Raw genomic sequence first — 21,832 nt, forward strand, 5'->3', positions numbered from 1 at the left:
TATAACTGATAAAATGTTTTATATAATTTTATTTGCAGGTAAATGAAATGGCGCTAGTTGCGCCCTAGTCAATGAGGAAAAGAAATTGTATAAAACAAAAGCTAGAGATGCAATAATTAAATACTTGGAAGCTAACACAGAAAAAAGACTTACCGCCAGGGAAGTATATGATGGTATCAAGGATGGCCTGGAGGGAGTCAACAGAACTACTGTCTATCGCAACCTGGATAAGCTGTGTGCAGAAGGGGAGCTTATTAGATTCAAGGACCCTAATCAGGATGCATGGTACTATCAGTTTTCCGCGAAGGACATGCATTGTGACAAGCATATTCATGCTAGGTGCAGCAGATGTGGCAGAGTATTTCATTTGGACGATGATTTTGTGGTGGAGTTTATAGATAAGCTTCAGACAGAGTATAAGCTGGATTTGAATACGGCAAAAACAATGCTTGTGGTTCAATGCAAAAAATGCAACAGAATTGCAATTTCTATTGACAAGTAGAAATTATACATCTAAAATATGCAACAGTGTTGCGAATTATATTCGGAATGGAGGTTGCATATGTCTAGAAGAGAAGTTCCAGTAGTATTAATAACAGGATATTTAGGTTCAGGTAAGACCACTTTGATGCAGAATCTTTTAAGCCAGGAGAAGCGCAAGGTGGCATTGATTGTAAATGATATGGGAAGCATTAATATCGATGCTTCCCTTTTAAGCAAAACAGGAAATCAGGTAGCTCAGGTGGAGATGGTTGAGATGCAAAATGGTTGCATCTGCTGTACCCTGAGGGATGAATTCATGGAGCAGATAGAGCGTTTGGCAGGAGATGATTCCATTGAGGCTATTTTTGTGGAGGCCTCAGGTATTAGCGAACCATCATCTATTGCTGGCGCTTTTGTTGGTTATGAAGAGTCTACTGATACTAGAGTTTATCTTAAGACAGTAGTTTCAGTGGTTGACGCCGACAGAATTTACAGAGAGTTTTTAAATGAGCTTGATAGTGATCAGGACACAGAGGATGGCGATATCATCAATCTCATTATGGATCAGCTTGAGTTTTGCAATATTATGCTTTTGAACAAAACAGATTTGCTTGATGAAAGCCAGATTTCAAAGGTGACAAGTTCCCTTCGTGAGATTCAAAAAACAGCTGACTTTATTCCTTGTGTTCAGGGCAAAGTTGACTTGGAAATATTATTAGATGGAGAGGACTTTGATTTTGATGAAGTGCTGGCATCTAGTAGCGTGCAGATGGCACTTAATGAATGTGAGCCAGAGGATGAGAAGGCTTGCGTAGATGAATATGGCATCTCTTCATTTGTTTTCGAGGAGAGGGCCCCATTTAATAGAGAGGCATTTAATCGTCTCTTAGAGGACTACCCAACTACACTTATCAGAAGCAAAGGCTACATTTGGTTCTCAGATGACACTGAGCACGTGCAGCTTTTTGAGCAGGCAGGAAGAAATGCATCTATCACTGAGCTGACACCATGGGTTGCAGCATGGCCTGAGGAGGAGCTAAAGTCTATTTTAAACGACTTCCCAGACATAAAAGACGACTGGGATGATAAATACGGCGACAGAATCAACCAGGTTGTTTTCATTGGCAAGGGCTACGAAAAGAGCGAGATAGTAGAGCTTGTTAATAACTGCATTGAAAAGGAAGATGTGGCGATTTAATTAATCTGCACTGGTTATCGCATATTTCCCTTGATTGGGATGGTTGATTATGAAAAAAGAAAAAGCTTGAGAAATAAATTTCTCAAGCTTTTTTATTATGCCGGCTGCGGGACTTGAACCCGCACGATGTTGCCATCAACAGATTTTGAGTCTGCCTCGTCTGCCAATTCCGACAAGCCGGCGTCCGCAGACTAGTATACTAAATTAACTGGTTATTTGCAACGCATTTTTTATTTTTTCAAGGAGTATTCCGTACTGCTCCATTACTGAATTATGGTGCTGTTTTATGTAGTCTAAATTGTCCTCTTTTACAGCAAATTCTAATGCTTTTGCAGCAGCCGAAAGTTCCGATGCACCGATGGTAAGTGAGGTGCCCTTTAATGCGTGAGCCACAATTTGATAATTAGGCCAGTCCTCTTTTTCTAAGAGTTTATTGAGCTGTGGTCGCTTGTCCTCGGTGACGTATGTATTTAGAATCTGACGATAGAAATCTTCGTCACCTGCGGCAAATTCAAGGCCTGCATTTGCATCTATAAAATCAAGGGCATGCATTAAATCACTAGGTGAATCGCTAGTTGGTGTATCGTTGCTTGTATTTACATAGGAAATCAATTCCTCAGGCAGATGCTTTAGCACCATCTCGTCAAGCTGTGTAGGCTGAATAGGCTTTGAAAGATAGTCGGTGAATCCATCCTCTAGATACTTCTGGTCTGCACCCATTGTGGCATTGGCTGTCAGCATAATAACAGGCACATCATGGCTGAGGCTTGTGGTGTCCTCACGAAGTCTCTTAAGCACCTCTACGCCGTCCATTTCTGGCATCATGTGATCCAAGAAAATCAAGTCATACTTGGTAGAGCCCATCAGTGAAAGAGCCTCTGCACCAGTAAGAGCGCAGTCAATCTGTACCTGAGTTTTCTTCAGCAATCCACAGAACACATCAAGGTTCATCTGTACATCATCCACTGTGAGAATCTTAGCATTAGGTGCCACAAATGAAGATTCGTATTTACGGATTTTGCCAGTGTATTTGTAATCAGAAATCGGACCAATAGGAGAGTGGTCTGATATAGTCTGAGGTACTTTTACTGTAAATGTACTTCCACAGCCATAGGTACTTTCAACAGAGATATCACCGTGAAGCAAAGTAATAAGATTTTTGGTGATTGAAAGACCAAGACCTGTTCCCTGGATAGTACGGTTGCGCTGTAGCTCAAATCTCTGGAAGTTATCAAACACATAAGGAAGATCCTCGTCTCTGATACCAATACCATTATCTTTGATTTTGATAATAAGCAGCAGAGAGTCTGGGTTAGCTGTCTCCTTAAAGTCGATAGTTGCAGAAATTTTTCCGTTTTCAGGAGTATATTTCAAGGCATTTGAAATCAGGTTAGAAAGAATCTGTTTGATTCGGATTTCATCGCCTTTTAGTGTCTTTGGTAAATCTGGGTTGCAGATGAAATCAAGTGCCTGATGCTTCTTATCTGCAAGGCTTATGAACATGTTGTAGCAGTCCCTAAGGACAGTTTTGATTGAGTAATCGAAAGAGCAAATCTCAAGCTTGCCAGATTCGATTTTTGAAATATCAAGTACATCATTAATAAGGGAGGTAAGATTCTTAGAAGCAACACTGATATTGTCAGCGTACTTAATAATCTGATCGTCTGTACATTCTCGCAAAATCAGCTCATCCATACCGGAAATAATATTGATAGGTGTACGTATTTCGTGAGAAATGTTGCTGATGAATTCTGATTTAGCTTCATTAGCTGCCTGAGCTTCCTTAATAAGATGATTTTCTTCTGTAAGATCAGTGGCAACCAAAATGTAGCACATAGGCTCTTGGTTTCTATCCATTTTGCAGGAGAAATTTACAAGGACAACCTTGCCTGTGACTTCTGCAGTGAGACGATAGTCGATTGAGAGACCCTCAGTGGCTTTTTCAAACATCTGAAGAGGCTCACCTGGATTAAGCTGGAAAATTTCCTTTAAACGGATACGGTGAGGCTCCTTGTTTAGGCCTAAAAGTCTCTTGGCATATTCATTTGCCATATTAAGATGGTAGTTGGTGTCAAAAACTAAAAGTCCTGTACCTAATGTGGAGAAAATATCCCTACTGATACTGTTTACGGTAATGTAAAAAGTCATGTAGCTATTTGATGCCATAAAAAATACTACGAATGCAAGGAAGATTCCTGTGCAGTAGTAAATATGAGGCAAATGCACATCGTAGGTTAGCTTCAGATAGTCAGGTATTGTTGAAAGAGCCAGAATAATATTTGAAATGAAAGCAAAAACAATCAGTCGCTTGTCTCTTCGATATGAAGATGTCTTTGCCCAAACGCAAGCCATGATAAACATAAACAGACCTAAAAGGCATATGTATGAATAATGAAAAAGCACACGATAAGGGTCGTTTTTAACGTAGCTTGTGAAGTTGTAAGTTGCATAGCGAATAAATTTATTAGAAGCTGGATGGCCGTAAATAATTAAGTCAAAAAAAGCTGCAACCGAAGTGAAGAATATAATGAAGAATTCGGCTGTGTGGCTGAAATGGAGACAGCTTGTGACAAGAAGTATCTCGGCAATAAGATAAATTTCAATTCCAAAGAGACCGATTACACGGAAGTAATATGAATAAATAATATTTGGACTGAGGGACATGATTGAATATCCCAGACAACATAGACCATTTCCTAAAGCGAGAAGGAAAACGGAATATTTGAAAAAACCCTGGGAGTGTCTCTCGCGCTTTAAAAAGCTGGCACCTAGGTGGATTGAGGTGGCGCCGGCTAGAGCTAGAATAATATTTATATATGTAACATTGCGATATAAAGCTTCCATTTGGAAAATCCTTTTTACTGTAAATAAGAAATTGTGCAAAAGTTAATTTGTTATTAAATATAATGTTTATTATATCTAATATTTTTATTTTTTTCATTATCAATATAGCGCTTTTGTGGTATTATTTTAAGTGATAGATTTTTCTTGGGGAGGCCTACATGAGAATTGCAGTTATAGACGATGAGAGCATCTTTAGAATGCAGCTTCAAATGATGGTGGAGAAGATCGCGGCTGAAAAAGAAATACACATGGAAGTAGAGGGGTTCGCTAGCGGTCAGGAATTTATAGAGGGACTGTCAAATAGGCGTTACGATATAGTTTTTATGGACATTTTTATGCCAGATATGGATGGTATCGCAACTGCCAAGAGGCTGAGAGATTTGACAGAGCGCACATTCCTTATTTTCATGACAGCGTCTGAGGGGCATTATCCAGATGCATTTTCATTACATGCATTTGACTATGTTACAAAGCCATTTACACTTCAGCGCATTAAGCAGGTGCTTGATGAGATAATTGAGCATACACCTATGGATGAGGCATTTATTAAAATCACAGTTGGTGCCTTAGAAGAGAAGATTCATCTCAAGGACATTATTTCCGTTACCACAGATGGTCACTATCTTGAGATTAACAGGGCAGATGGAGTCACCAACAGAGTTCGCCTTACTTCTGGTGAGTTTTTGAAGATGGCTGGAGATGACAAGCGCTTTATCATGGTCAATCGAGGAATCATTATCAATATGGACTATATCGACTATGTTGATGGTGGTGATATATACATGGATGACAAGACTATTTTCCCAATTTCAGCTAGGAAAATTGCAGAAATTAGTCAACAAATTAAAGATTATCAGTTCAGTAACCGATAAGGTTATTGGACAACTACGAGTTAGAATTTATAGTTTTTGCGAATAGTTGCCAAATAATGTTTTATTTTGCCAAAACTATTGATTCTAACTCGTTTTTTGTTACGCTAATAGCAACGATAATAAAATTCAGGGAGAGTAGGACTTAAGGATAAGTTATGAAGAGACGCACTACAAGACTGGCAGCATTAGGCTTGTCGGCATTTTTCATAGCCGGTACTGTGTCATTTCCAGTACATGCATCTGAGGTTCCAGAGGATTCTGGAAGCTCTGTTTTCGCGTCTAAAAATAACAGTTCCGAAGAGCCTAAAGCTGATATCCCTGAATCTGAAGAAACAGAAGAATCAGAAGACACACCTGCAGTAGTGCAGGAACAGGCAGAGGTTTCTGAGGAGCCAGGTGTTGAGCAGGTTGCAGAACCTTCAAGTGAACAGGCAACTGAGGAACAACAGTCAGAAACCCAGCAGACAGAAGCTGTCGTATCTGTAGGAGATATTGAGGAATCACCTTCTGAGGCCTTAACAGAGACTAGACTTTCTACATCTGCCAGGGAGCAGGTTAATCCGCAGGATTTTAATTTTGATGATGCAGCGGCAACTATTGATAATGCAGTTTCAGCTACCGGAGATGCTAAGGACGCAGCAGCCTCAGCATCTGAGCAGACTGATAATGCTGTTGTGGTTATTAACAATGAGGAGACCACTTCTGATGAAGCGTCTCTTGTGATAGAGAATGCTCAGGCCACAGTTGATGAGGCTAGAGCTACATTTGACCAGGCCGAGACCAATTATAACGACGCTTTGGATGCGTACAATCAGGCGGTTTCAGCTTACAATGCAATACTTGATGAGTACAATACACAAAAGGATATGACAGCGGCTGAGATTCAGGAGGCTGAGGCAGCCCTCACTGAGGCAATGGATGCTGTTGATGATTTAGAAGCAGAGCTCAAGGCTCGCAAGGCAGAGTTGGTAGAGGCAGGTGCCACAGGCCTTCTTTCTATTAGAAATGGAGCCAATGGTGGCAGAGGCGGTACAAACGCTCTTGCTATAGACAAGTATATTTCCACTGTTGTTGAGTATTACTACATTCCAGAGACTGAGAAAATATCCGATGGCCAGTCGGTTTCTAATTTCTGCATGTATGACTCAGATGATGATGGATATGTTACCGTTGAGTACGATGTTGTAGACGAGGATGGAGAGACTCTTCGTACAGGTGCTGCAGAGTACAAATATGAGATAGATGATGAGACTGGAGAGATAAAAATATCTACTCGGGAAAAGGTCTTCCATTACACTAATAAGGACGGCGAAGAGGTCTATATTTCTAAGGACGATGCCGAGAGGCTTTCTCCTGATAATATGATTGAGATTGATAAATATTATTCAACATCCGGTAGATATGTTCTTAGGTACGTCGATACAGTGTCTTTCCGCAAGGAATACGAAGGTAATATGGAAACATTCAATAGCATTGATCCGATTACCATTCGTGATGGTCAGGAATATTGGGAAGCATTATATAAGGCTCCTAGAGCCGGGGAAGAATACTACAGTGTTCATGCTATATTTAACTCTGGAACTAAGAGCTTTGACAGAACCCGCTATGTTGTAACGGTTAATTCTTCGTATAATGTCTATTACAATATTGTAGGTGAATACATAGATGTCCCAGAAGCTATTGCAAATGCTCGTTATGGTTCTTCATATGAAGCATACAATGCTTTGAACCAGTACATTGTTTCATCGAGAAGTGGTGTTTCTGGATACGATGAAGCAGCTAGTAATAATATTTTAGATATTAGCGAAAAGCATGAGTATGCAGAGGTTGTTTCTGAATATGAAAATAGAGAGTTTGACGATTCTTTCGCAGAGATGATTAATTCATACTATAGTCTTTTAGGTACAGTGAATGTGGCCAAGACTAGGATGCTTGCAGCGAACAACAGACTTACAACTCTTCGCACGCAGATGGCTACAATAGAAGAGAACTATACAACAGTTATTAATACATCTGCTATTGTTACCTCATTTGAAATCAGCTTAGAGAAGGCAGAGGCTAGCTATGCGGAGGCATCTGATGACTTAGAGCTTGCACAGGAGAAGCTTGAAGAGGCTAGGACGGCTTTTGCAGAACGCTTTGGTATTGCAGAAGAGAATCTGATCGCTCTTGAGCCTGTGGTAGAGATTGTAGAGGTTCCAAATCAGCCAGTGATAGTAGATTTGGGTGAGCCAGAAGCTCCTGAAGAAATAGAAGAGGAGTTAGAGGAAGAGGAGCTTGAGGAGATACTAGACGAGGTGGTTCCTACTGCATTTATAGGAGATGTATCGTCGTCTTCTAGTTCAGATTACGGCATTGCAGAGATGGCAGATGAAATACTTCAGGATATGGAAGAGCCATCACTAGAACAGCCTGTTCCAGCTCCAGTTACTCCAAAGCCTGCGGAAGAAAAGCCAGAGAAAATCACTGTTAAAGGTATTCTCGAAAGAGGCAAATGGTTTGTGGGTCTGGCAGGTGTATCAAGTGCAGGTGCAGGTGTTGCAGCATTTGAAGCTAAGCGCCGTGCAGCAATCAAACTTTTGGACAAGTTAAATCAATAATTCTTAACCAGTTACCTTTTGGTAGCTGGTTATTTTTTTGCAAAAAAATATGATATGTAACTATTTTGCCAAATATAGCTCGTTCTTGCCAATCGGTTGTATGAGAGTCTATGTAGTGATATTTTCTTAGTAGAGATTGTGAACATTTTTTGTTTTGCAATTTTGATGTGGCCTAAAGGCGTGGGGACCCTTTTAGGCTGGCGATTAGTGTCGCTGGGTAATGGAAAAATGGCGAGGTAGGGATTGATGATGAAGGTGTTAATCTTGCGAGTGAAAATGCTGATGGTTAGAGTTGATAACTTTAGACTGAGACGTCAGCTAAAAAAAATGCAACCACAGAAAAACTAATTCACTAAACCAAGCACTAAGCAGAGCATTTGGCTCTGCTTTTTTACTTTATGAACAATTGCTGTTTGGTAATACTGGAGTTTTGCGATGCAAAACTCTATTTTTATTGCACGTAAAAAGGGAGAGACTAGAACAAAATTCCTTGAAATATCTATGGTAAAAATGCCTTAAATCTACATTAAAATTTGTATCAAATTTAGAACAGAGATTGCCTGTATTTTTTGTTAAAAAAAACACAAGGGGTTTCAAATGTGGTATAGTATTATTTGTGAAAAAATGGGCATACATAGACCCGATTTCCCTGATTTTTTAGGGAATTCATATAAAGGGACTTAAAGTAAAAGGAGGAAACACTTATGGAAATGTTAGTAACAGCGTTAATCTGTTTACCATTTCTCTGGGCGATTTTGCCTGCAGTTATTCACAACTCTAAGTGCAGAGCATTTTTCGTCTATCTCGGCTGTGGAATTGTTATAGTTCTTTCAGTTTTTACAGCTGTTCAGTGGTATTTGGCTGGAGGCCAGACTCTGGACTTTGATTTACCTTATAGAGAGGCATTTGATGGTGTCATTCTTTTTGGTGATCTTTTCTTGATGTGTCTTATCACATATCTTTCATTTAAGTACAAGAAGGGGGTCATTTCTTTGCTTGCAATCGTGCAGACATTGCTTGTGGCAGGCTTAGAATTTTTTGGACCGGAGCTTGAGGAACTCCCTGCCCTTCGTTTTGACTGGCTTACACTTGTTATGATTCTTATCATCGGTGTTGTTGGTTCATTAATCGGTATCTATGCTGTAGGTTACATGCATGGTTATCACATTCATCATCACAAGGAGCTTACAGACAGACGTAGCTTTTTCCTTGCTATGATTTTTGTTTTCTTTGGAGCGATGTTTGGTCTCGTGTTCTCACAGAGCCTTATTTGGATGTATTTCTTCTGGGAGATTACATCAGTTACATCATTCCTTCTTATTGGTTACACTCGTTCAGACGAGGCAATCAACAATTCATTCAAGGCTTTATGGATGAACCTTCTCGGTGGTTGCGGCATTGCAGCAGCTATTGCAGTTGGCATCCTTGCATTTAACACAGTTAATCTTTACGACATTATTAATCTTGCAATTGAACACGGCACAGGTGCTCATACACTTATTTTCTTGTTACCAATTGCATGTCTTGCATTTGCAGCACTTACAAAGTCAGCACAGTTCCCATTCTCAGGATGGTTGCTTGGCGCCATGGTTGCACCTACACCTTCATCAGCACTTCTTCACAGTGCCACAATGGTAAAGGCTGGTGTATATCTTCTTATCCGTATCTCAGCTGCTATGGCTGACAACTACGTAGGAAACATGGTTGCCCTTATCGGTGGCTTTACTTTCCTTGCTGCATCTTGTCTTGCTATCTCAGTTTCAGATGGCAAAAAGGTACTTGCTTACTCTACAATTTCAAACCTCGGTTTGATTGTTGCTTGTACAGGTTGCGGTTACGAAGAGACAATTTGGGCAGCAGTATTCCTTGTAATTTTCCACGCTGTTTCAAAGTCAATGCTCTTCCAGTGCGTTGGTGCTATCGAGAACACAACAGGTAGCCGTGATGTTGAGGATATGCAGGGTCTTATGGCAATCTTCCCTAAGCTTGCTGTTATCCTTATGATTGGTATCGCAGGCATGTTCCTTGCACCATTTGGTATGCTTATTTCTAAGTGGGCAGCACTCAAGGCATTCATCGATACAAGCTCAGTTTATGTATCATCACTTATGGTACTTTTCATCTGCTTTGGTTCAGCAACTACAATGTTCTACTGGACAAAGTGGTTATCAAAGATTCTTGGTGCTTCACCAAAGGAGAAGTCAAGAGACCTTACTAAGAAGAACGAGTACATCTCAATGTTCTTCCATGCATTTATGATGGTTGCACTTATCCTTGGTTTCCCATGGTTATCTGAGAATGTTCTTAAGCCACTTTCAGAGGATATGTTTGGAACAGTTAAGCAGGTTATTTCATACCAGAACATCATTATCATGATTGTGCTTCTTGTTGGTGTATTTGTTATCCCATGCATCAATTACTTGATGACAAAGGGGACAAAGGCAAAGCAAGTTATTACATACATGGGTGGTGCTAATGTTGGTGACAACTTCAATTTCGTATCAGCTACTGGTGATCCAAAGGAGATGCACATTGCAAACTTCTATATGGAAGACATCATGGGTGAGAAGAAGTTATTCACACCAGCTATCATGATTTCAACATTCATCATTATTGTTTACATGATTATCGTAGTAGGAGGTGCATTCTAATGACAATTCAAACACGTGTTATTTTTGCCATCTGCTACTTGATTCTTTGCCCATTTATTATCGGTTTATTAGATGGCTTTGATCGTAAAATTTCTGCACGTATGCAGGGCAGAAGAGGACCATCAGTCCTTCAGCCATTCTTTGATTTAAAGAAGCTTTTTGAGAAGGAGTTCCTTACAGCTAACAAGTCACAGCTATTTATGATTCGTTCATATTTATGCTTCATCGTACTTTCAGGAATTCTCTTCTTCGCAGGTTTTGACCTTTTGCTTGTTGTATTTTCACTTTCAACAGCAGCGATGTTTTTGATTCTTGCATCTACATCAACTCACTCACCATACTCTGCACAGGGTACTCACAGAGAGCTTGTTCAGATTATGTCATGTGAGCCAATGGAGCTTTTAGTTGCAGTAGGTTTCTATCTTGCAGCTGAGACATTCAATATTTCAGAGATTATTGCAGGAACAGCTTCGCCATACATTATGTATCTTCCTGGCTTCTTTGTAGGATTTGTATTTATCCTTACAATCAAGTTCAGAAAGTCACCATTTGATATTGCAACTTCTCACCATGCACACCAGGAGGTTATCAAGGGTGTTACATCTGAGATGGTTGGTAAAGAATATGCAATGGTTACCCTGGCTGAGTGGTATGAAAACGGTATTCTTCTTGGTATAGTTGGATTGTTCTTCCTTACAAACAACATTTTGTCAGTAATCGGTGCAGTTGCCGCAATCCTTGTTGTATGGTTCCTTGAGATTCTCATCGACAACACATCTGCAAGAGTAAAATGGCAGCTTATGCTCAAGCTTGCTTGGGGCGTGACAATTGTTGCGGCTGGAATGAATTTATTCTTGTTAGAGATTATTAAAGGCTAATGCCTGTTTCATTATTAGGAGGAACGTTAAATGAGTACAATACATAAATCGCCATGGCTACTCCATTATGATGGAAGTAGCTGTAATGGATGTGATATAGAGGTTTTGGCATGTACTACACCTGTTTATGATGTTGAGCGTTTTGGCGTTATTAATACAGGTAACCCAATGCATGCTGATATTTTCCTCATTACTGGTGGTATCAACTCTCAGAATGCTGATGTTGTTAAGCAGATTTATGAGCAGATGCCACAGCCAAAGGTAGTTATCGCTGTAGGTACATGTGCATGTACAGGCGGTATTTTCAAAGAGTGCTACAACATCAAGGGTGGCGCTGACACAGTTATTCCTGTTGATATCTATGTTCCAGGATGCGCTGCTCGTCCAGAGTCAATCATTGATGGTGTTGTTAAGGGTGTTGCTCTTTTCAAGGAAAAGGCTGCAGCTCTTAAGGCTTCAGAAAAGGCAAATTAATTAGGAGGATATTATGCAGGAAATTAAAAAAGATATGTATTTAATTGATAAGGCAGAGCTCCTCCAGGTCATCATGGAGAAAAAGAATGCTCTTTGGAGACTTTGCCAGATTTGCTGCTCTTTCCCAAAGGCAGAAAATCACTATGAAGTTACATATTCATTTGCAAATGGATATGAGTTTGCTAACTATCGTCTTATCGTAGAGAAGGACGAGGATGTTCCATCAATCTCTCGTGTATACAAGTCAGCTATCTATTATGAGAATGAGATGCACGAGCTTTGGGGACTTAATGTAGAAAATATCAAGGTAGATTTACACGACAAGCTTTACCGCATCGATGTAGAGACACCATTTATCGAAAAGGAGGGTGAGTAGCATGGGAAAGAGAAGTATAGTACCTTATGGCCCACAGCATCCTGTTCTTCCAGAGCCTATCCATCTTGACTTAGTTTTGGAGGACGAGAAGGTTTTAGCTGCTATTCCTTCTATTGGATTTATTCACAGAGGTCTTGAGAGTCTTACTAGCAAGAAAGACTTTAACGAAATGGTATACGTTGCAGAGCGTATTTGCGGTATCTGCTCATACATGCATGGTATGGGATACTGTATGGCACTTGAGGACATCATGAATGTTGAGGTTCCTCGCCGTGCAGAGTTCCTTCGTACAATCTGGTGTGAGATGAGCCGTCTTCACAGCCACTTATTATGGCTTGGATTACTTGCTGATGGTTTTGGATTTGAGTCACTCTTCATGCATTCATGGAGACTTCGTGAGCGTATCCTTGATATGTTCGAGGCATCAACAGGTGGTCGTGTAATTTTCTCAGTTAATACAATCGGTGGTGTTCTTAAGGATATGCCTAACGATATGCTCAAGGATTTCGTTCGTCAGCTTGATGAGATGGAAAAGGAAATCCGCGACACAACAAGCATCTTCCTTAACGATTACACAGTTAAGAGCCGTCTTGTAGATGTTGGTATTCTTACTGGCGAGGATGCAATCCGTCGTGGTGCTGTTGGCCCTATGATGAGAGCATCTGGTATCAACGTAGATATGAGAAAGAATGGCTACGCAGCATACAACGAGATCGATTTTGAAGTTATCACTTCAAACAAGTGCGATTCATATGCTCGTTGCGAGGTTCGTATTGGTGAAATCTTCCAGTCTATCGATATTATCAGACAGGCTGTAGCTAAGATTCCTGATACAGAGATTAATACAAAGGTTACAGGTATGCCAAACGGTGAGTCAATCATCCGTGTTGAGCAGCCAAGAGGTGAGGCATTCTACCACGTACGTGCTAACGGCACAAAGTTCTTGGATAGATTCAGAGTCCGCACACCTACATTTGCTAACATCCCAGCTCTTACTCAGACATTGCAGGGATGCCAGTATGGTGATGTGCCACTCTTAGTGCTCACAATCGACCCTTGCATTAGTTGTACAGAACGATAATTTGATGAGCTTGGAAGACAGAAGCGCTATTTAAAAATAGTCGGTAGGCATCAAGCTCTGATAATTCTCAAGCGAAGCATTTCGCTGAGCGGAGAATTCATCAGGCTTGTAGACGTAACCGACGTTAGTGGAATTAGGCTGTCGGACAAGCGGATTGGAGGATATAGAAATGGGACAATTTTTACCATTTACTAAACAAGTTTTAAAGAACCTCTTCTCTGCACCAGCTACTACTCAGTATCCTTTCGTTGCTAGAGAGTATCCAGAGCGTACAAGAGGTCATGTAGATATCGATAAAGATAATTGCATTCTTTGTGGAATGTGTATGAGAAGCTGTCCTCCAGGTGCTATCAATGTAGATAGAGCTGGTAAGACATGGACAATCAATCGCTTCGACTGTGTTCAGTGTGGTTACTGTGTAGAGAAGTGCCCTAAGAAGTGCCTCTCTATCACACCAGGCTACCAGGAGCCAGGCCCAGAAAAGGTTAACTACAGCGTAGATGTACCTTATGAGCCACCAAAGCCAGCAGCTAAGCCAGCTGCACCAGCCGGCGCCGCAGCACCTGCTCAGGCTGCAAAGCCAGCAGAGGCACCTGCACCACAGGCATAGAGTATTTCAGGACCAGATGATTTCATCTGGTCCTTTTTTTGTGCGTGGGTGCTGCCTACTGTTTGGATGGGATTTTGAAAGTAGGCAGTAGTGAAAATGGGAAATGGTACTGCCTGGATGGGATTTTCGAAAGTAGGCAGTAGCGAATTTGGGAAATGGTACTGCCTAGATGGGAATTTAAGAAAAAAGCAGTAGTGAAAATGGGAAATAGTACTGCCTGAATGGGAATATAGGAAATAAGCAGTAGTGAATTTGAAAAATGGTACTGCCTGAATTGGATTATAGGAAATAAGCAGTAGTGAAAGTGGGAAACACTACTGCCTGAATTGGATTATAGGAAATAAGCAGTAGTGAATTTTGGAAATGTTACTGCTTGAATTGGATTATAGGAAAAAAGCAGTAGCGAAAATGAGAAATGTTACTGCCTGAATGAGATTATAGGAAATAGGCAGTAGCGAAAGTGGGAAACACTACTGCCTGGATAGATTTTGGGAAATAGGCAGTAGCGAAATGGAAAAGTGTTACTGCCTAGAATGGAATTTCAGAAATAGGCAGTAGTGAAATAAAAAAAGGCTAATGCCTAAATTTGAATTTTTGAAATAGGCAGTAGTTTGAATGGGAGGAGATAGTGAATAGATAGGGAAAGTGATAAAATAACAGGTGATATGTAGTTCAATTTAAAGGGATTGAATATTAAATAGATAAAAATAGGATTGACTAGAATTAATGATTAGAAAATACACTATTTTAGGGCTGGTGCAAGGGATAGGATATCGTCCATTTGTTGCAAGAATAGCGGAGGAACTTAATATAGCAGGCTGGGTGAGGAACACTGGAGGAATTGTTACAGTGCTTGCATCTGGCAGTGAAGAAAGTCTGGATGAATTGTATCGCAGGCTTTCTTGTGATGTGCCAACAGGTGGCTTTGTTAGCTCTATCCAGGTGGAAGAAGTTGAAGTAGTCTCTATAGAAGAAGCTGGCTTTAGGATTCTAGAATCGAATCAGGATGAGAAGACGAATCTTCCACTTATTCCTGCTGATATAGCTACATGTCCAGAGTGCGAAAAGGAATTGCTTGATCGAAACAATCGCAGGTTCAGACATCCATTTATTAGCTGTACTATTTGCGGGCCTAGGTATTCTATTATAGAAAAGCTGCCTTACGATAGAGATACAATCACTATGTCTGATTTTGGAATGTGTGAAAAATGCAAAACTGAGTACACTGCTAAAGATGATAGACGAAGACACGCTCAGACTATTGCATGTCCAGAATGTGGTCCAACCCTTGTATTTACTGGGATTTCGGCCTATCAGCATAATAAAGAAGAAAATGATTTTGCAGGAAATCTTGCAAATGAGTCTGTTCACAGAAAGTTCACAAGTAATAATTCAGACAAAGTTACAGCGGGTGAAATAACTAAAAACAGCCCACAAAACAGTAACGAAGATGCACTTGAAAAAGCCGTAGAAACATTGAAAAATGGCGGAATTTTGGCAATTAAGGACATTGGAGGATACCATCTGTCTAGTAATCCCTTTGATGAAGAGGCGGTGGCAGCACTTAGACGACTAAAACACAGAGAAGAAAAAGCTTTTGCTGTTATGTTTGAAAATATAGAGCAGCTTAGAAAGTACTGTATTGTTAATGACAAAGAGGAGGCAGAGCTTTTGTCTCCTGCGAGACCTATTGTGCTTGTGAGAAGAAAAGGCATTAGTTCATGGAAAGAAAGCGCGGCTGCAAGAGATAAAAAGAAAACAATCTCTAAAACAGATTTAAGCAATGCAGAAGAAACAAAAAATATAGCTGACAATGTGTGCCTTACAAGCCCAGATATTGGAGCTATGCTTCCATGTAATCCAGTGCAGATAATGCTTATAAAGGAATGCGGCCCGCTTATTATGACAAGTGGTAATGCAAGCGGAGATGTACTTGAAACAGAAGATTTGAATATGAAAATGTGGCTTGAAAAAAGAGCTGCATCACAGGAGATGGCTGGAGTTAAGCTTGCTATGCTGTCTCACAACAGAAGAATTCTTAGACCAATGGATGATTCTGTTATGAAAATAGTAAGGAGCAGAACTCAGTTTATCAGACGAGGAAGAGGCCATGTTCCTAATCCTATTTCTATAGAGGCCGCGGGAGAGGTATTTGCGGCAGGGGGAGATCTAAAGTCTAGCTTTTGTTATGTGAAAAATGGACTAGCGTACGTCAGCCAGTATCTTGGTGATTTGGAATCTGTCAGCTGCCAGAAGTTCTACAAGAATGAGATGCAGGCAATGAAGACAATATTTGGATTCAACCCTAATTCTTTAGTGGCAGACATGCATCCAGGATACTTCAGTAGGACAGCTGCGGCAAATAAAGCAAGTGATAATTCACTTCCTATTTCCTATGTTCAGCATCACAAAGCCCATGTAGCATCAGTCATTGCCGAGCATAAATTAGATGGTCCAGTATTGGGATTTGCTTTTGATGGAACTGGATATGGAGATGATGGAACCATCTGGGGTAGCGAAGTCTTTAGATGGGATGGAAATGGCAGAATGGAGCGAGTGGCGCATCTGAAACCAATGAAGCTCATTGGTGGAGATGAGGGGGCTAAAAACTGCGACACTATATTAGTTGGCATGCTTCATAATAATGGCGTTGAAATTCCTGAGTGGATAAAGGAGCGTACAAATAGCGAATTAATTCTCGCTGCCATAGATAACGGCATTAACCTTGTAACATCCACATCTATGGGTAGATTGTTTGATGCGGTGTCAGCCCTTCTTGATATTTGTCATTACAATTCCTATGAGGGACAGGCACCTATTGAGCTTGAAAATATTGCAGCCTTAGCAGATGAATTAGAGACTGAAAGAGATGAATGTTTCTCATTTTCTTTAGGAGAGGATGGAGACACAAAAGCATTATTAAGAGATATCGTAAATACGATAATTGCAAATAGAAACAGCATTATAAAAGAATCTGATTCAGATGAAGAGAGTGCTAAGAAAGTAAAAGGAAAAATAGCCAGAGGCTTCATAGATGCAATAGCTGACTACGTATATACGATATGCAAGAGAGAAAAGATTAATCAAATTGTTTTATCTGGAGGAACATTCTTAAATAGAATTCTACTAGAAAAAACAATTGATAAATTAGAGGCCGAAGGATTTAAAGTGTATATCTCAGAACAGCTTCCACCAGGTGACGGCGGAATATGCTTGGGGCAGGCATATTTACATTACCATATGTCAGAGGACTAGTTACTAGGGACTGTTGTAATGCTAAAAGAGCTATATAGCAAAAAGATTTTAAGGAGTAATCTATGAAACTTAGAAATGTTCTTATTGTGGTAAATGACATTGAAAAATCAAAGAAATATTACCATGATTTATTTGGACTTGATATGCTTCTAGACAACGATGGCAACATGATTCTGACAGAGGGGCTAGTACTTCAGGACAAGAAAATCTGGCAGGATTTTATAGGCCAGGATATCACATACAAGCACAATTCTTGTGAGCTTTATTTTGAGGAAAAAGACATAGAAGGATTTGTGGAAAAATTAGAAAAACTCTACCCTGAAACGGTATATGTTAATAAGCTAATGACCCATAGTTGGGGTCAGAGGGTAGTACGCTTCTACGATTTGGATGGAAATCTCATTGAAGTTGGAACGCCTATGTAATCCCGCAACAGCTAGTTGCGTGTGCAAATAGAATCTGCATATTACAATATAGATAAACAAGAGGAGGTATTAGTATGCAGACAAAGGATGTATTGTTGGAACTTAGAACAAAAAATGGATTGTCCCAGGATGAGCTTGCAGACAAAATCTTTGTTACAAGGCAGGCAGTTTCCAGATGGGAAAATGGCGACACCGTCCCAAATACAGAAACACTAAAATTGCTTTCAAAAGAATTCAATGTATCCATTAACACTTTGCTAGGTGCACCTAATAAACTTATCTGTCAATGCTGCGGCATGCCGCTGGAGGATGAGATTATTGGCAAGGATAAGGATGGATTTTTGAATGAAGAGTATTGCAAATGGTGCTATGCTGACGGAACATTTACCTATAGCAACATGGACGACCTGATTGAGGTGTGCGTTAAGAATATGGTAAATGACAATATCTCAGAGGAGCAGGCTAGAGAGTACTTACAGCAGACACTTCCTACATTAAACTATTGGAAAAAGTACGAGCAATTAAGTGACAATGGAGAGTTTGAAGCATTTAAAGAGCAGTTGGTAAAAGAGATAAATGAGCTTCAAATAGAAGGGATGCCAAAGCTTGACAAGCTAAATGCTCTGGTGGGTAAATACGTTAACATAGAATACCCATTGCCAAGTGGAATCAAAGCTAAATTTTTAAATGACAATACTACATATCTAGGGAACCAATTGGAGTCTGAAATTGTGGATGGCCTGTTCTTTGGTGTGATTGCGAATATGGATTTCATCATGATATGTACATATGAAAAAGATGTTGAAAATCCAGAATTAATACTATTTAAAAAGAGATAATATATAAAAATGAGCGGTACCAAACGTACCGCTCATTAATATTATATTTAGAAATCTACTTCTGTGTCATAGTAGCAACACTTAAGAAGCTTTTCCATTTCTTCCTGGCTAGGCTGTCTTGGGTTAGAGCCTGTACAAGCATCTAAGATAGCGTTAGCAGCAATGTCATGTAATCTCTCAAGGAACACATCTTCTGGAACGAATCCCTGGTCAGCAGGAAGTCCATCTGGACCGTAGTGATTAATGCTGTGAGGGATATTAAGGTCGTCATTCATCTTGCGGAGATAATCAATGAGGAGCTTAACCTTTTCGTCGTCGTTTGCTCCGCCAAGGTGCATGTAGTCAGCAATAACGCCGTAGCGCTTTTTAGCAACAGGGTCCTTTGCGTTGAATGCAATTACCTTTGGAAGGTACATTGCGTTAGCGGCACCGTGAATGATGTGAGCGCCTAAATCAGCGAAGGCAGCACCAGTCTTGTGAGCCATTGAATGAACGATACCAAGAAGAGCATTTGAGAATGCCATACCAGCAAGACACTGAGCGTCGTGCATAGCATCTCTTGCTTCCATATCTTCATTGTATGACTTAACAAGAGTATTCATAATCATCTCAATTGCGTGGATTGCAAGTGGATCTGTGTAAGCACAGTTAGCTGTTGAAACATAAGCCTCGATAGCGTGTGTCATTGCATCCATACCAGTATGTGCAACAAGCTTCTTTGGCATTGTGTGAGCAAGCTCAGGGTCAACAATAGCAACATCAGGTGTAATCTCGAAATCAGCGATTGGATACTTGATACCCTTCTGATAATTAGTGATGATTGAGAAAGCTGTAACCTCTGTAGCTGTTCCTGATGTAGAAGAAATAGCACAGAACTTTGCCTTAGTACGAAGCTTTGGAAGGCCGAATACCTTGCACATATCCTCAAATGTTGTGTCAGGATACTCGTACTTGATCCACATAGCTTTTGCTGCATCTATAGGTGAACCGCCGCCGATAGCAACAATCCAGTCAGGCTGGAACTGCTGCATTGCCTCAGCACCCTTCATAACAGTCTCAACAGATGGATCAGGCTCGATACCCTCAAAGAGAGTAGTCTCCATGCCTGCTTCATGTAAATACTGCTCGACCTTCTGTAAAAAACCGCCCCTTTTCATAGAACCGCCGCCAGTACAAATGATGGCACGCTTGCCCTCAAATGTCTTAAGAGCCTCAAGTGCCCCTTTACCGTGATAGATGTCTCGAGGTAAAGTAAATCTTCCCATAGTAAAAATCCTCCTTTTATAGTTGTTACATAAATAACATGATAAGAGTATTATATCTAATAATCGGCTTGTTTGCTATAACTATAAGACTGGGATTTCTAAGGACAAATTAGGGCGTTTATATTTTAAAATGTTTGTCCTAAGGTGAATCAAGGCCGGATTAGCTCACTTCAATATTTTCTACGATGAAATCGGTGCAGCGGTTGAGCTTGAGATTTGCGCTGCCGCATTTTGGGCAGGCGTCTTTGAATTCGTGGCGGGTGAACTGAGCGCCGCAATCCTTGCAGAGGACTGTGGATTCTTTGACTTTGGCGTCCACCTTTACACCGCAAGTGATGTTGCCTTCGCTCATTACCTGGAGATATTCCTCGATGATTTCGGGAACATAGTCGCACTGGTCCCCGATTAATAAATGAATTTTATCTACATGGCTGACCTTGTTTGCGTCAGCCTGTTTTTTTACTAAATTAAAAACATACTCTGTAACCGCTAATTCGTGCATAGTTACCTCCAAAAATTTTCACTCATACTCGACCAATTATACACTAAAGAAAACATCCACTCAAATCATAAAATATGGCTTAACGGCAAAGGACTTTTCATAAAATGCCTTTATATTAAAACAAAGGTTCCAAGTGCCCTTAATTGTGATAAACTATTGAAAGTAAATTAAAGTTTTATGGTATATACCAAGGACAACCTAGGCATATACTTGGAAGGAATTATTTATGTGTGTTGCAATACCCGGTTTAGTTAAAAAGATGAAAGATGGAAAGGTCACTGTTGACTTCAATGGTAACGAGGTTGAGGCATATGCAGGACTTGTTAATGTAAAAGAGGGGGACTATGCTCTCGTTCATGCTGGATGTGTCATCCAGACTTTGAAAAAAGATGAGGCTGAAGAGATCCTCGAGCTTATGGGAGGCCTTGAGGGCTAATGGAAATCGTTGAGCTTGTTGATTTTTTGAAAAATTATGATGGCAGGAAAATCCGTCTGATGGAGGTTTGCGGTAGCCATACACATGCTATTGCAAAGCATGGCATCAGAGATTTGCTTTCGCCACAGATAGAGCTTTTGTCAGGACCAGGGTGCCCTGTTTGTGTTACACCTACAGCTTATATTGATAAGCTTATTGAGCTGAGCCTTGAGCCTAACACTACGGTGGCTACTTTTGGAGATTTGCTGAGAGTGCCCGGTTCTAAGGAGAGTCTTAACGAGGCTAAGGGCCGAGGCGGTAGCGTGGAGATGGTTTATTCTCCGATGGATGTTTTGTCGCTGGCACAGGACCATCCAGATAGAAAATATGTATTTGCAGCAGTTGGTTTTGAAACCACTGCACCGGTCTATACACTTCTTCTGGATAATGCAATAGCTAGAGGGCTTGATAACATTCGCATTCTTACAGCTCTTAAGACCATGCCAGGAGCCATTTCTTTCCTGTGTGACAATGGAGCCCAGATAGATGGATTTATTGCACCGGGTCATGTGAGTGCTGTCACTGGAGCGGATTATTTCAATGATTTGGCAGCCAAATACCAGATTCCATTTGCAGTGTCAGGCTTTGGCAGCAAGGAGCTGGTGATTGCCATCTATGGTCTTGTGCAGATGGTCATCAACAAGGATAACACTGTTAAGAACTACTACACTTCAGTTGTAGATAGTGGCCAGAATGACATCATAGAAAAGCAGCTGGCTAAGTACTTTAGACCGGCAGATGTGGTATGGAGAGGCATGGGAATCATTCCGGGCTCGGGACTTTTGTTAAAAGAAGAGTTCGCTAGATTTGATGCTGGAAGTGATGGGCTTGATGAGGACAACAAGCGTAACAAGGCATGCCGTTGCGGCGAGATTCTTATGGGCAAGGCTAAGCCACATGACTGTCCTCTCTTTGGCAAGGTATGTACACCTATGACTCCAGAGGGAGCCTGCATGGTCAGCGAAGAGGGCTCATGCTTCAATGCCTACTTGGTTAAATAGAAA

18 protein-coding genes and 1 tRNA gene are annotated in these 21,832 nt (G+C 40.6%); 15 read left to right on the forward strand and 4 right to left on the reverse strand.

Translation table 11 applies throughout. From position 1 onward, the window contains the following. The first annotated feature begins 85 nt into the window (after nucleotides 1-85). Nucleotides 86-502, forward strand: a complete 417-nt coding sequence (locus F0Q01_RS00385) for a Fur family transcriptional regulator (protein ID WP_090489659.1) — start codon at nucleotides 86-88, stop codon at nucleotides 500-502. 60 nt (nucleotides 503-562) lie between these two features. Beyond that, on the forward strand, nucleotides 563-1,681 hold the full coding sequence (locus F0Q01_RS00390; RefSeq protein WP_090489661.1) for a CobW family GTP-binding protein: 1,119 nt from the start codon (nucleotides 563-565) through the stop codon (nucleotides 1,679-1,681). A gap of 98 nt (nucleotides 1,682-1,779) precedes the next feature. Here the strand turns inward: F0Q01_RS00390 and F0Q01_RS00395 are convergent. Beyond that, nucleotides 1,780-1,863: transfer RNA gene (locus tag F0Q01_RS00395), tRNA-Leu, on the reverse strand. Nucleotides 1,864-1,885: 22 nt separating this feature from the next. Further along, nucleotides 1,886-4,345: an ATP-binding protein gene (locus tag F0Q01_RS00400; protein WP_163927081.1), complete on the reverse strand. Its 2,460-nt coding sequence runs from the start codon at nucleotides 4,343-4,345 to the stop codon at nucleotides 1,886-1,888. A gap of 338 nt (nucleotides 4,346-4,683) precedes the next feature. On the opposite strand from F0Q01_RS00400, the gene F0Q01_RS00405 reads away from it, so the two are divergent. From F0Q01_RS00405 to F0Q01_RS00455, 11 genes are all read left to right on the forward strand, one after another. Next, nucleotides 4,684-5,397, forward strand: coding sequence for a LytR/AlgR family response regulator transcription factor (locus tag F0Q01_RS00405; protein WP_090153527.1), 714 nt, complete (start codon nucleotides 4,684-4,686; stop codon nucleotides 5,395-5,397). 155 nt (nucleotides 5,398-5,552) lie between these two features. After that, a complete protein-coding gene (locus F0Q01_RS00410; protein WP_090489664.1) occupies nucleotides 5,553-7,997 on the forward strand; it encodes a hypothetical protein in 2,445 nt (814 codons plus the stop codon). Nucleotides 7,998-8,701: 704 nt separating this feature from the next. After that, nucleotides 8,702-10,648 (forward strand): NADH-quinone oxidoreductase subunit L, encoded by a 1,947-nt coding sequence (locus F0Q01_RS00415; protein WP_090489666.1) that lies wholly within the window; start codon nucleotides 8,702-8,704, stop codon nucleotides 10,646-10,648. Next, nucleotides 10,648-11,526: an NADH-quinone oxidoreductase subunit H gene (locus F0Q01_RS00420; protein WP_090153534.1), complete on the forward strand. Its 879-nt coding sequence runs from the start codon at nucleotides 10,648-10,650 to the stop codon at nucleotides 11,524-11,526. The genes F0Q01_RS00415 and F0Q01_RS00420 overlap by 1 nt, the downstream gene beginning before the upstream one ends. A 30-nt stretch (nucleotides 11,527-11,556) precedes the next feature. After that, complete coding sequence (locus F0Q01_RS00425; protein WP_090153537.1) at nucleotides 11,557-12,000, forward strand: NADH-quinone oxidoreductase subunit B family protein; 444 nt, start codon at nucleotides 11,557-11,559, stop codon at nucleotides 11,998-12,000. Nucleotides 12,001-12,013: 13 nt separating this feature from the next. Further along, the gene (locus F0Q01_RS00430; protein ID WP_090153539.1) at nucleotides 12,014-12,376 is read left to right on the forward strand and encodes an NADH-quinone oxidoreductase subunit C; all 363 of its coding nucleotides are present in this window, start codon (nucleotides 12,014-12,016) and stop codon (nucleotides 12,374-12,376) included. Nucleotide 12,377: 1 nt separating this feature from the next. Next, on the forward strand, nucleotides 12,378-13,457 hold the full coding sequence (locus tag F0Q01_RS00435; RefSeq protein WP_090153541.1) for a nickel-dependent hydrogenase large subunit: 1,080 nt from the start codon (nucleotides 12,378-12,380) through the stop codon (nucleotides 13,455-13,457). 169 nt (nucleotides 13,458-13,626) lie between these two features. After that, the gene (locus F0Q01_RS00440) at nucleotides 13,627-14,067 is read left to right on the forward strand and encodes a 4Fe-4S dicluster domain-containing protein (RefSeq protein ID WP_090153543.1); all 441 of its coding nucleotides are present in this window, start codon (nucleotides 13,627-13,629) and stop codon (nucleotides 14,065-14,067) included. A 726-nt stretch (nucleotides 14,068-14,793) separates the two neighbouring features. After that, on the forward strand, nucleotides 14,794-17,322 hold the full coding sequence (locus tag F0Q01_RS00445) for a carbamoyltransferase HypF (protein WP_090489668.1): 2,529 nt from the start codon (nucleotides 14,794-14,796) through the stop codon (nucleotides 17,320-17,322). Nucleotides 17,323-17,384: 62 nt separating this feature from the next. After that, entirely contained in the window at nucleotides 17,385-17,747 is a 363-nt protein-coding gene (locus F0Q01_RS00450; protein WP_090489670.1) for a VOC family protein, read from the forward strand. Nucleotides 17,748-17,821: 74 nt separating this feature from the next. Continuing rightward, nucleotides 17,822-18,586: a zinc ribbon domain-containing protein gene (locus tag F0Q01_RS00455; RefSeq protein ID WP_090489672.1), complete on the forward strand. Its 765-nt coding sequence runs from the start codon at nucleotides 17,822-17,824 to the stop codon at nucleotides 18,584-18,586. A 47-nt stretch (nucleotides 18,587-18,633) separates the two neighbouring features. On the opposite strand, the gene F0Q01_RS00460 is transcribed toward F0Q01_RS00455, so the two are convergent. Both F0Q01_RS00460 and F0Q01_RS00465 read right to left on the reverse strand, forming a co-directional pair. Further along, nucleotides 18,634-19,851: an iron-containing alcohol dehydrogenase gene (locus F0Q01_RS00460; protein ID WP_090489674.1), complete on the reverse strand. Its 1,218-nt coding sequence runs from the start codon at nucleotides 19,849-19,851 to the stop codon at nucleotides 18,634-18,636. Between the two features lie 160 nt (nucleotides 19,852-20,011). Then, nucleotides 20,012-20,353 (reverse strand): hydrogenase maturation nickel metallochaperone HypA, encoded by a 342-nt coding sequence (locus F0Q01_RS00465; protein ID WP_163927083.1) that lies wholly within the window; start codon nucleotides 20,351-20,353, stop codon nucleotides 20,012-20,014. A 226-nt stretch (nucleotides 20,354-20,579) separates the two neighbouring features. On the opposite strand from F0Q01_RS00465, the gene F0Q01_RS00470 reads away from it, so the two are divergent. Both F0Q01_RS00470 and hypD read left to right on the forward strand, forming a co-directional pair. Beyond that, complete coding sequence (locus F0Q01_RS00470; protein ID WP_090153560.1) at nucleotides 20,580-20,789, forward strand: HypC/HybG/HupF family hydrogenase formation chaperone; 210 nt, start codon at nucleotides 20,580-20,582, stop codon at nucleotides 20,787-20,789. Next, entirely contained in the window at nucleotides 20,789-21,829 is a 1,041-nt protein-coding gene (hypD, locus tag F0Q01_RS00475; RefSeq protein ID WP_090489678.1) for a hydrogenase formation protein HypD, read from the forward strand. The genes F0Q01_RS00470 and hypD overlap by 1 nt, the downstream gene beginning before the upstream one ends. Nucleotides 21,830-21,832: the final 3 nt, after the last annotated feature.

The organism is Pseudobutyrivibrio xylanivorans (assembly GCF_010906925.1).
In the GTDB taxonomy this organism is placed as follows: domain Bacteria; phylum Bacillota; class Clostridia; order Lachnospirales; family Lachnospiraceae; genus Pseudobutyrivibrio.